The 11,576-nt window shown below is 64.7% G+C and carries 10 protein-coding genes; 7 read left to right on the forward strand and 3 right to left on the reverse strand.

Translation table 11 applies throughout. The annotated features are described in order from the left end of the window. Positions 1–422: 422 nt before the first annotated feature. Positions 423–626, forward strand: coding sequence for a cold-shock protein (locus R9B84_RS13195; RefSeq protein ID WP_006478030.1), 204 nt, complete (start codon positions 423–425; stop codon positions 624–626). Between the two features lie 181 nt (positions 627–807). Here R9B84_RS13195 and R9B84_RS13200 read toward each other — a convergent pair whose 3' ends face one another. Then, positions 808–2,415 carry a multicopper oxidase family protein gene (locus tag R9B84_RS13200; RefSeq protein WP_423758274.1) on the reverse strand — a complete coding sequence of 536 codons (1,608 nt, stop codon included), beginning with the start codon at positions 2,413–2,415 and terminating at the stop codon, positions 808–810. Between the two features lie 671 nt (positions 2,416–3,086). Between R9B84_RS13200 and R9B84_RS13205 the strand changes: the two genes are divergently transcribed. Beyond that, positions 3,087–3,311: a hypothetical protein gene (locus R9B84_RS13205; RefSeq protein ID WP_047898835.1), complete on the forward strand. Its 225-nt coding sequence runs from the start codon at positions 3,087–3,089 to the stop codon at positions 3,309–3,311. 123 nt (positions 3,312–3,434) lie between these two features. Here R9B84_RS13205 and R9B84_RS13210 read toward each other — a convergent pair whose 3' ends face one another. Together R9B84_RS13210 and icd are read right to left on the reverse strand one after the other, a co-directional pair. After that, entirely contained in the window at positions 3,435–5,663 is a 2,229-nt protein-coding gene (locus R9B84_RS13210; protein ID WP_423758275.1) for an NADP-dependent isocitrate dehydrogenase, read from the reverse strand. A 282-nt stretch (positions 5,664–5,945) separates the two neighbouring features. Beyond that, complete coding sequence (gene icd, locus R9B84_RS13215; protein WP_034178829.1) at positions 5,946–7,202, reverse strand: NADP-dependent isocitrate dehydrogenase; 1,257 nt, start codon at positions 7,200–7,202, stop codon at positions 5,946–5,948. On the opposite strand from icd, the gene R9B84_RS13220 reads away from it, so the two are divergent. The 5 genes from R9B84_RS13220 to fusA all read left to right on the forward strand — a co-directional run bounded on the left by R9B84_RS13220 (position 7,201) and on the right by fusA (position 11,547). Beyond that, complete coding sequence (locus tag R9B84_RS13220) at positions 7,201–7,413, forward strand: hypothetical protein (RefSeq protein ID WP_034178830.1); 213 nt, start codon at positions 7,201–7,203, stop codon at positions 7,411–7,413. The two genes, icd and R9B84_RS13220, sit on opposite strands and share 2 nt — an antisense overlap. Positions 7,414–7,478: 65 nt before the next feature. After that, positions 7,479–8,057: a pseudouridine synthase gene (locus R9B84_RS13225; RefSeq protein WP_034178831.1), complete on the forward strand. Its 579-nt coding sequence runs from the start codon at positions 7,479–7,481 to the stop codon at positions 8,055–8,057. A gap of 280 nt (positions 8,058–8,337) precedes the next feature. Then, the gene (locus tag R9B84_RS13230; RefSeq protein WP_072444916.1) at positions 8,338–8,556 is read left to right on the forward strand and encodes a hypothetical protein; all 219 of its coding nucleotides are present in this window, start codon (positions 8,338–8,340) and stop codon (positions 8,554–8,556) included. A 160-nt stretch (positions 8,557–8,716) separates the two neighbouring features. Beyond that, positions 8,717–9,217: a DUF192 domain-containing protein gene (locus tag R9B84_RS13235; protein ID WP_423758276.1), complete on the forward strand. Its 501-nt coding sequence runs from the start codon at positions 8,717–8,719 to the stop codon at positions 9,215–9,217. A 218-nt stretch (positions 9,218–9,435) separates the two neighbouring features. After that, positions 9,436–11,547, forward strand: a complete 2,112-nt coding sequence (fusA, locus tag R9B84_RS13240) for an elongation factor G (protein ID WP_423758277.1) — start codon at positions 9,436–9,438, stop codon at positions 11,545–11,547. Positions 11,548–11,576 lie beyond the last annotated feature (29 nt).

Raw genomic sequence — 11,576 nt, forward strand, 5'->3', positions numbered from 1 at the left:
GTGCCGGCTTTCACGCGTGGCGCGGAACACGAACCGTCAGGGGGAACCGCACCGGAACGTCGTATCCGCATCCAGTATCCCACAAGCCGGGACGACTCGAACGCGTGTCACTCGAGCCTGGTATATGAGCCGATTATGCGGCTTTTCAAGTCCCTGCGCTTGGCCGCATGCTGCCAAGCAAAGCCGGAGAAACCCTGAAAATGGGTTCTTTACAACGGCCCTCTATACGTCTAAAAATTCCTCTTGACACTCTAATAAAGAGCGCCAACAATCAAGCTGGCACTTTTTTCAAATTGCCAGTTGGCGAAATGAAAGAGGCCGAGGTGAGCTTGTGAGGGGGGAACGGCTGCATTTTCCGGTCGTTTAGCTTTTCGAGCGTGCTCGTGGTAAGTAGCAGCGACTGTGTGACAGGGGAAGTAGGTATGGCAACTGGTATCGTTAAGTGGTTCAACGACGCGAAGGGCTTCGGTTTCATCACTCCCGACGAGGGCGGTGAGGATCTGTTTGCGCACTTCTCGGCTATCACCATGAATGGCTTCAAGACGCTGAAGGAAGGCCAGAAGGTGAGCTTTGACGTCGTTCAAGGACCGAAGGGCAAGCAAGCGTCGAACATCCAGGCCGCATAAAGGCATCGGATATCGGACGAAGAAACCCGGCGCATTGCGCCGGGTTTCTTTTTTTGAGGCCGGCCAATCGATAATCGATTGGCCGGCCTTTTCGTTCAATCCCGATAATTGAACACGCATTGTCTTGTCACGCATGCAGATCGGAAACTGATCCGACATGTGAAACACATTAGCGCCTTCGTTACACGACCTTCAGCGTGCCCATCATGCCGAGATCCTCGTGTTCGAGAATGTGGCAATGAAACATGCGTTCGCCGGGCATGTCTTGTGTGACGAGAATCGTCACGGTTTCGCCGCTGCGCACGTTCACGGTATCGCGCCATGCGCGGAACGGTTCGGCCGTGCGCGAGCCGCCCGACGCGCGCTCGATCACCTGGAACTGCGTGCCGTGCAGGTGGAACGGATGATCCATGTCGGTGGCATTGCGGATCTCCCAACGCTCGACGTCGCCGCGGCGGCTCGTCAGCGTCGCGCGGTGCGGCGCGTAGGTCTCACCGTTGATCGTGAAGCGCATGCCCGCCGGGCGGCCGTGTGCCGCGCCCTTCATCATCGCGTCCATGTCCATTTCTTCGCCGAATGCGACCGTCTTGTGCGCAACCGGTTCGCCCAACGGCCGCACCGCGCGCAGCGTCGCGGGCAGCGCGCGCGCCTCGGCAGGCGCAAACGCGACATCGGCAAGCGCCAGCGCCGGATCGGGCGGCAGGCTGCCGTGGCCGTCGTCGTGCGACATCGCCATCTTGCGGCGATCGTATTCGGCCGCCTGCAGCACCGCGCGCGACGCGCGATCGCCGGCACGCACCAGTAGCTCCGCGCGCTCACCCGGCGCGATCAGCAGCGAAGTCACACGGCGCGGCGCGTCGAACAGTCCGCCGTCGGTGCCCGCGTACTCGAACGCGCGGCCGTCGTCGAACGCGACGCGCAGGTAGCGCGCGCTGCACGCATTCCATACGCGCCAGCGTTCGTCGCCGGCTACGTCGATCCGCGGCCGGCGTGCGCCGTTGACCAGCACGAACTGACCTTCACGGCCGTTCATCCAGTCCATCATGTCGTTCGGTGCAATCGTGCCGTCGCGCGCAAGCTTCAGGTCCGACACGAACAGGTTGCGCTCGGGCCAGCCGGCGAGCGGATCGTCCGCGGCGCGCACGACGAACGGGCCGGCCAGCCCGCGAAACACCTGCTCGGCCGTCATCATGTGCGGATGCGGGTGGTACCAGTAGGTGCCGGCGCTGCCCTTCGGCAGCGTGAAGCGGTACACGCGCGACGCGCCGGGTGCGACGGGATCGGACGGGTTGCCGTCCTGGTCGGGCGGCACGGGCAGGCCGTGCCAGTGGATCGTCGACGGCTGCGGCAGCTTGTTCACGAACCTGATCTCGACCGTATCGCCCTCGCGCACGTCGATCAGCGGGCCGACGACGGGGCCTTGCGTGCCCGCACCGAACTGCCAGAACGTGGTCGGCCGCACACCGCGCAGCATCGGCCGCGCAACGGGCTGCGCCACCAGCGTGGCCCGGAACGTGCCGGGCTCGCGGCTTTCGTTTGCGAGCGTGCGCAACGCCGCGAGCGGCGCGCCGGCCGGCAACGCGTCGGCGGCCGCGAGCGCGGTCGGCGCGGGCTTGCCGTGCTGCGCGTGAGCCGACATCCCTGACATGCCCGACATGCCGGGCATGTCGTCCATCGAATCCATGCCGGCCATTCCAGCATGACCGGCATGCTGCGCCCACGCGGTGCGCGCGAACAGCGACGCGGCCGCGACACCGATGGCGCGCGACAGGAAGGTTCTCCGTATCATCAATCGTTCCTCGTTATCCATGCTGCGTCGCGCGACAGCCGCGACGCCCGCGCCGGCCGGCTCGAATGCCGATGCGCGACGCGAAACCTGATGCCCGCGTCATCATAACCGCAGGCCCCTGTCGAAGCGTGCCGCCGCCGGTCGGGCGGCGATACGCCGCAGTGCGCGGCGCTGTCGCGCCGGATTCGGCACGCGTCGACGGAAGCGCCGATCCGCGATGCGCTGCCCCTCGCCGGCGACCGCCGCCGCCACTTATCCGCTCCCTTGACGGCCTCCGGGCGACCGCTTGACGCCTGTCGTCCGTCCCTGCATAGGCGCTCGTCGCATCATCCCTTCGCGAAACCGCGAATATTTCACGATGCGGAACAAGTCTCTGCCTTATAAAAATTCGTGGTGCAGGGCACAAATTTCCTGTTTCGCGATGCCGAAAATCGTTCCGCAATACAAAACGAAGAAAATAACGCGTTGTTTTTAAATGCGAATTTTTGTTTCGAGAAGCTGTTCTACGCGCACCATCCGACCGGGTCGCGGACGTAGACTTTGTTCCATGCACTGACGCTTCGCCACGACGTTCGATACGGAACCCGGCGCGAGCAGCCAGTCGGGCCACAGCCGGCCGAGCCGGCGGGCGGCACAACAGAATCGCTTGTGATCAGAAAGGGAGAACGGAAATGAAGGGATTTCGCTTTGGTTCAGCGCTCGGGTCGTTCTATATCCTGCCGGGTAACGGCGGCTGGGAAGCGACGTTCGGCAACGCCCTCCTCGGCGCGTTCTCGTGCCCCGAAGTGGCAGCCGACCACATCTCCCGCGGCGACTGCCCGCAACTGTCCGAAATGGACACGGCGACGCTCGAGGTGCCGCACGAAATCGCCGAGTGGGAAATCGTTCACGTCTGAATGGCAAGCCTGCAACGAAAAACGCCCCGGGCGTCCGGGGCGTTTTTCATTTGCGTCGGGCGGCGGACGGCAAAACCCGCCGCGCCGGCACACGCATTGGCTCGCGCGATTGCGCGACCGGCGTCAGGCGACCGCGTCGACGATGCCGTTCAGCGTCGCGCTCGGGCGCATCGCCTGGCTCGTCAGGTCGACGTTCGGACGGTAGTAGCCGCCGATGGCCTGCGGCTTGCCCTGCGCGGCCGCCAGTTCTTCCAGGATGCGCGCTTCGCTGTCGGACAGCGCCTTCGCCACGCCTTCGAACTGCGCCTTCAGCGCGGCGTCCTCGGTCTGCTCGGCGAGCGCCTGTGCCCAGTACAGGCACAGGTAGAAGTGGCTGCCGCGGTTGTCGAGGCCACCGACCTTGCGCGCCGGCGACTTGTTCTCGTCCAGGAACTTGCCGGTTGCCTGGTCGAGCGTCTTCGCGAGCACGACCGCCTTCGGGTTCTGGTACGCGTGGCCGAGGTGTTCGAGCGACGCGGCCAGCGCGAGGAATTCGCCGAGCGAATCCCAGCGCAGGAAGCCTTCCTCGACGAACTGCTGCACGTGCTTCGGCGCGGAACCGCCCGCACCCGTTTCGAACATCCCGCCGCCGGCCATCAGCGGCACGATCGACAGCATCTTCGCGCTGGTGCCGAGTTCCATGATCGGGAACAGGTCGGTCAGGTAGTCGCGCAGCACGTTGCCGGTGACCGAAATCGTGTCCTTGCCCGCGCGGATGCGCTCGAGCGAGAAGCGGGTCGCGTCTTCCGGCGTCATGATGCGGATGTCGAGACCGTTCGTGTCGTGATCCTTCAGGTAGCGTTCGACCTTCGCGATGATCTGCGCATCGTGCGCGCGCGCCGGATCGAGCCAGAACACGGCCGGTGCGCCGGTCGCGCGGGCGCGGTTCACCGCGAGCTTGACCCAGTCCTGCACCGGCGCGTCCTTCGTCTGGCACATGCGCCAGATGTCGCCCGACTCAACCGCGTGCTCGAGCAGCACGTTGCCGGCTTCATCGGTGACGCGCACGACGCCGTCGGCCGGGATCTGGAACGTCTTGTCGTGCGAACCGTATTCTTCGGCCGCCTGCGCCATCAGGCCGACGTTCGGCACGCTGCCCATCGTGACCGGATCGAATGCGCCGTGCTGCTTGCAGTCCTCGATCACGGCCTGGTAGACGCCCGCGTAGCAGCGGTCCGGAATCACGGCCTTCGCGTCGTACAGTTCGCCGTCCGGGCCCCACATGCAGCCCGACTCGCGGATCATCGCCGGCATCGACGCGTCGACGATCACGTCGCTCGGCACGTGCAGGTTCGTGATGCCCTTGTCCGAGTTGACCATCGCGAGGCGCGGGCGCACTGCGTATTCGGCCTTGATGTCGGCTTCGATCGCTTCGCGCGTGTCGGCCGGCAGGTCCTTCAGGCGCGCGTACAGGTCGCCGATCCCGTTGTTCGGGTTGAAACCGGCCTGTGCCAGCACGTCCGCGTGCTTCGCGAGCGCGTCGCGGTAGAACACCGACACGAAATGGCCGAACAGGATCGGATCGGAGACCTTCATCATGGTCGCCTTCAGGTGCACCGAGAACAGCACGCCCTGCGCCTTCGCGTCGGCGATCTGCGCTTCGATGAAGCTGCGCAGCGCGTTGCGGCTCATCACCGATGCGTCGATGACTTCACCGGCCTTCACGGCCGTCTTTTCCTTCAGGACCTTCTTCGCGCCGTCGGCCGTCGTGAGCTCGATCTTCACGCTGCCGGCATCGGCGATCAGCGCCGACTTCTCGCTGCCGTAGAAGTCGCCTTCGCTCATGTGCGCGACGTGCGCCTTCGACGTGGCCTGCCATGCGCCCATCTTGTGCGGATGCTTGCGTGCGTAGTTCTTGACCGACAGCGGCGCGCGGCGGTCGGAGTTGCCTTCGCGCAGCACCGGGTTCACCGCGCTGCCCTTGATCTTGTCGTAGCGGGCCTTGACGGCCTTCTCTTCGTCCGTCGACGGATCTTCCGGATAGGCCGGCAGCGTGTAGCCCTGCGCCTGCAGTTCGGCGATCGCGGCCTTGAGCTGCGGCACCGACGCGCTGATGTTCGGCAGCTTGACGATGTTCGCTTCCGGCTTCAGCGTGAGCTGGCCCAGCTCGGCCAGATCGTCGGAACCCTTCTGCTCCGGCGGCAGGATGTCTGCGAATGCCGCGACGATGCGGCCGGCGAGCGAGATGTCGCGCGTTTCGACGGCGACGCCGGACGAGCGCGTGAAGGCCTTGACGATCGGCAGCAGCGAATAGGTCGCGAGCGCGGGCGCTTCGTCGGTGAGGGTGTAGATGATCTTGGGCGAAGTGGACATGGTGGTCAAAGCATTGCTACGAGATTGTGGGACTGAGGAGCACCGGCGGTAACCGGCGGGGAGCGACCGGGTCGGTCGCGAAAGGAGCGCGCCGGCTCAGCCGGGCGGTGGTATTGCGAGGGCCGTCATGTTCTACCTTGCAGGGCATCCGGGCCGCATCGCGGCGCCGCGGCCCGCATGCCGGACCGCCCTGCCAACAAACCTGCCATCCACGAAACGCCCCGGCGCCGGCAGTAGGCGCCGGGGCGGCCGGAAACGCTCCGGCCCACCCCGGAAGGGGACTTACATGTTCTCGATCAGCACTTCGCCGAAGCCCGAGCACGACACCTGCGTCGCGCCTTCCATCAGGCGCGCGAAGTCGTACGTGACGCGCTTCTGCAGGATCGACTTCTCCATCGACGCGATGATCGTGTCGGCCGCTTCCGTCCAGCCGAGGTGGCGCAGCATCATTTCCGCCGACAGGATCTCGGAACCGGGGTTCACGTAATCCTTGCCCGCGTACTTCGGCGCGGTGCCGTGCGTCGCCTCGAACATCGCGACCGAATCCGACAGGTTCGCGCCGGGCGCGATCCCGATGCCGCCGACCTGCGCGGCCAGCGCGTCGGAGATGTAGTCGCCGTTCAGGTTCAGCGTCGCGATCACGTCGTATTCGGCCGGGCGCAGCAGGATCTGCTGCAGGAACGCGTCGGCGATCGAATCCTTGATCACGATCTCGTTGCCCGTCTTCGGGTTCTTCACGCGCATCCACGGGCCGCCGTCGATCAGCTCGCCGCCGAATTCCTTCTGGGCCAGCGCGTAGCCGGCGTCACGGAACAAGCCTTCCGTGAACTTCATGATGTTGCCCTTGTGCACCAGCGTGACCGACTTGCGATCGTTGTCGATCGCATACTGGATCGCCTTGCGCACGAGACGCTCGGTGCCTTCGGTCGACACCGGCTTGACGCCGATCCCCGAGGTTTCCGGGAAGCGGATCTTCTTCACGCCCATCTCGTCCTGCAGGAACTTGATCACCTTCTTCGCCTGCTCGGAGCCCGCGGCCCATTCGATGCCCGCGTAGATGTCTTCCGAGTTCTCGCGGAAGATCACCATGTCGATCTTTTGCGGCTCGCGCACCGGCGACGGCACGCCCTTGAAGTACTGGACCGGGCGCAGGCACACGTACAGGTCGAGTTCCTGGCGCAGCGCGACGTTCAGCGAACGGATGCCGCCGCCGACCGGGGTCGTGAGCGGCCCCTTGATCGACACCACGTATTCCTTCAGCACCTGCAGCGTTTCGTCCGGGAGCCATACGTCCGGACCGTACACTTTCGTCGCCTTCTCGCCCGCGAAAATCTCCATCCAGTGGATCTTGCGCTTGCCCTTGTAGGCATGCGCGACCGCCGCGTCGACGACCTTGATCATGACCGGCGTGATATCGAAGCCCGTACCGTCGCCTTCGATATAGGGAATGATCGGCTGATCGGAAACGTTGAGCGAGAAGTCCTTGTTGACGGTGATCTTGTCACCGCCTTCCGGAACCTTGATGTGCTGATACGGCATGATCGACTCCAGTGACGTGGCTGAGCAGGTGATGCTGGTCGAAGCTGCGCGCGCGGCGGGGGCGCGGCATGGCCACCCCGTGACGGCAACAGCGAGCCGCTATTCTAGCGCCCCAACCGGGCACTTCGGCATGAAGCGCGGCACTGCGTATCAAGACCTCACTTATGTCTTATATAAGACAGAGGACTTGCCGTTCCGTATTATGCATTAAGATTCCGCCATTTGCCATAGACTGCCCCCCCCGCTTCTCGCGGCGCGCCGGGCGGGCGCCCTGCCATGAACCTGATTGCCCTCAACAAGCCGTTCGGCACGATTTGCCAGTTTTCCGCGCACGAGACGCGGCCATCGCTCGGCGACTGGGTAAAAACGCCCGGCGTCTATGCGGCCGGCCGGCTCGACGCCGACAGCGAGGGCCTGCTGCTGCTCACCGACGACGGCGCGCTGCAGGCGCGCATCGCGGAGCCGCGCCACAAGCTCGTCAAGCGCTACTGGGCGCAAGTCGAGGGCGCGCCGGGCCCGGCCGACCTGAAGGCGCTCGCGCGCGGCGTCGATCTGGGCGACTACGTGACGCGCCCGTGCCGCGCCGAGTTCATCGAGCCGCCCGACGCGCTGTGGCCGCGCAACCCGCCGATCCGCTACCGCGCCGCGATCCCGACCACGTGGATCGAGCTCGCGATCACCGAAGGCAAGAATCGGCAGGTGCGCCGGATGACGGCGGCCGTCGGCTTCCCGACGTTGCGTCTGGTGCGCGTCGGCATCGGTGCGCTGGACATATTCGCGCTCGGCATTGCGCCAGGCGAAACAATTGCGCTGCCGCCACGCGCGCCGTGGGACGGTTTCGCGCCCGCCGGATGACGGATTCCGGACACGCGAATTTTTCGTCATCTTTTTCGTCAACCGCCTGCGAAGATCGCGCGTTAAATCACGCAGATGCCACCCTGAGCTATCCGGCATTGGCAGCCGAACCCGTGTTTGCGTCACGAAAGCGACGTTTTCTTCGAATACGATTCGGCGCCCGCAGCGCAATGAGAAATTTCTCGAAGCGTCTGTCAACCGAAAGGTGGATGGCACCGTTAGACGTCATGACTCCTATGCCGGGTCATTTGGTTAATTAACTAAAGCTGAGGAACACAACATGAACAAACTGATCGCCGCTCTGGTCGCTGGCCTCTTCGCAACGGCTGCTTTCGCACAAGCTTCGGCTCCGGCCGCTCCGGCTGCTGCTGCTCCGGCAGAAGCTGCTTCGGCACCGGCTAAGAAGGCAACGCACAAGAAGCACCACGCAGCGAAGAAGCACCACGCTGCGAAGAAGGCTGCAAGCGAAGCCGAAGCCCCGGCAGCTGCTTCGAACTAAGCAAGCTGGTTGTAATAACGCAGTCAAGAACACGCAGTCTTGCCGTTCTTACGGCGTTGAAAGGCAGATCACCGCAAGGCGATCTGCCTTTTTCTTTTTTGTGCCCGCCGGCGCGCATCGCGTACCATGCGGGTCTCGTTTTCCAGATAGGAGCCTTGCTGTGCAATTCTCCCTGCGCTCGTCGCTCGGCCGCCTTGCGCGCGCCGCCGTGTTTCCCGCCGCGCTCGCCGTCCTCGCCCTCGGCATGCAGGCCGCCAGCGCGCAGATGCCGCCCGGCGCCAAGCAGCCGAGCGAGTTCCCGCGCGTGAAGCTGCGCGCCGGCATGTACGTGATCGACGCGGCCGTCGCCGCGAACGACGCCGACCGCGAACAGGGGCTGATGTACCGTTCGCAGCTCGCGCCGAACGAAGGCATGCTGTTCGCATTCAACGAGAATGCCGTGCACTGCTTCTGGATGAAGAACACGCTGATCCCGCTGTCGATCGCGTTCATCCGCGCGGACGGCACGATCACCGACATCGACGAGATGCGGGCGGAGACGACCGACAACCACTGCCCGCGCAACAACGGCGTCTATGCGCTCGAAATGAGCAAGGGCTGGTTCGCGGCGAAGGGCATCAAGCCCGGCATGAAGCTCGACGGCCTGCCGAAGGCCCAGTAACGGCGATCCGCGGCCTCGCGCCGCGCCCCGATCGAAGCCGGCCGCCCGTGCGCGCCGGCTTTTTTTTCGCCAGCCGGCGGCGCCGCCCGGCTTGATTCCGCCGGTGCTGGCCGCATCTGCAAAAGCCACGCGCAAGCGCTATGCTTTAAGTCTCGCTTGTGCCAAACCCGGGCCGGCCCAGCCTGCCCGCTTACGATCCGAACCACCAGGAGGTTCACGTGCCCCGCAAAACCCCCATCGAGCGCTATCGCAATATCGGGATCAGCGCTCACATCGATGCCGGCAAGACCACGACGACCGAGCGCATCCTGTTTTACACCGGCGTGAGCCACAAGATCGGTGAAGTGCACGACGGCGCGGCCACGATGGACTGGATGGAGCAGGAGCAGGAACGCGGCATCACGATCACGTCGGCGGCGACCACGGCCTTCTGGAAAGGCATGGCCGGCAACTATCCGGAACACCGGATCAACATCATCGACACCCCGGGCCACGTCGACTTCACGATCGAGGTCGAACGCTCGATGCGCGTGCTCGACGGCGCGTGCATGGTCTACGACTCGGTCGGCGGCGTGCAGCCGCAGTCCGAAACCGTCTGGCGCCAAGCGAACAAGTACAAGGTGCCGCGCATCGCGTTCGTCAACAAGATGGACCGCGTCGGCGCCGACTTCTTCCGCGTGCAGCGGCAGATCGGCGAGCGCCTGAAGGGCGTCGCCGTGCCGATCCAGATTCCGGTCGGCGCGGAAGATCATTTCCAGGGCGTCGTCGATCTCGTCAAGATGAAGGCGATCGTCTGGGACGACGAAAGCCAGGGCGTGAAGTTCTCGTACGAGGAGATCCCCGCGAATCTCGTCGAGCTTGCGCACGAATGGCGCGAGAAGATGGTCGAGGCCGCGGCGGAAGCGAGCGAGGAACTGCTCGAGAAGTATCTGCACGACCATGAATCGCTGACCGAGGACGAGATCAAGGGCGCGCTGCGCAAGCGCACGATCGCGAACGAGATCGTGCCTATGCTGTGCGGCAGCGCGTTCAAGAACAAGGGCGTGCAGGCGATGCTCGACGCGGTGATCGACTACCTGCCGTCGCCGGTCGACGTGCCGGCCATCCTCGGCCACGACTTCCACGATCCGGAGAAGCCGGCGGAACGTCACCCGAGCGACGACGAGCCGTTCTCGTCGCTCGCGTTCAAGATCATGACCGACCCGTTCGTCGGCCAGTTGATCTTCTTCCGCGTGTATTCGGGTGTCGTCGAATCCGGCGATACGGTGCTCAACGCGACGAAGGACAAGAAGGAACGGCTCGGCCGGATCCTGCAGATGCACGCGAACGAGCGCAAGGAAATCAAGGAAGTGCGCGCGGGCGACATCGCGGCGGCCGTCGGCCTGAAGGAAGCGACCACCGGCGACACGCTGTGCGATCCGACCAAGCCGATCATCCTCGAGAAGATGGAATTCCCGGAGCCGGTGATCTCGCAGGCCGTCGAGCCGAAGACGAAGGCCGACCAGGAAAAGATGGGCCTCGCGCTGAACCGCCTTGCACAGGAAGACCCGTCGTTCCGCGTGCAGACCGACGAGGAGTCCGGCCAGACGATCATTTCGGGGATGGGCGAGCTGCACCTCGAAATCCTGGTCGACCGGATGAAGCGCGAGTTCGGCGTCGAAGCGACCGTCGGCAAGCCGCAGGTCGCGTATCGCGAGACGGTGCGCACGACGGCGTCCGACGTCGAGGGCAAGTTCGTCAAGCAGTCGGGTGGCCGCGGCCAGTACGGCCATGCGGTGATCACGCTCGAGCCGAACCCGGGCAAGGGCTACGAGTTCCTCGACGAGATCAAGGGCGGCGTGATTCCGCGCGAATTCATCCCGGCCGTCGACAAGGGCATCACCGAAACGCTGAAGAGCGGCGTGCTCGCAGGTTACCCGGTCGTCGACGTGAAGGTGCACCTGACGTTCGGTTCGTACCACGACGTCGACTCGAACGAAAACGCGTTCCGGATGGCCGGCTCGATGGCGTTCAAGGAAGCGATGCGCCGCGCGAAGCCGGTGCTGCTCGAGCCGATGATGGCGGTCGAGGTCGAAACGCCCGAGGACTTCATGGGCAACGTGATGGGCGACCTGTCGAGCCGGCGCGGCATCGTGCAGGGGATGGAGGACATCGCGGGCGGCGGCGGCAAGCTCGTGCGCGCCGAAGTGCCGCTCGCGGAGATGTTCGGCTATTCGACGTCGCTGCGTTCGGCCACGCAGGGCCGCGCGACTTACTCGATGGAGTTCAAGCACTACGCGGAAACGCCGGCCAACGTATCGGAAGGCGTGATCAGCGCGAAGACCAAGTAAGCGCCGGGCGCTTGCGCCCTGCCGCATGC

This window comes from Burkholderia sp. NLJ2 (assembly GCF_049487195.1).
Lineage (GTDB): Bacteria > Pseudomonadota > Gammaproteobacteria > Burkholderiales > Burkholderiaceae > Burkholderia > Burkholderia pyrrocinia.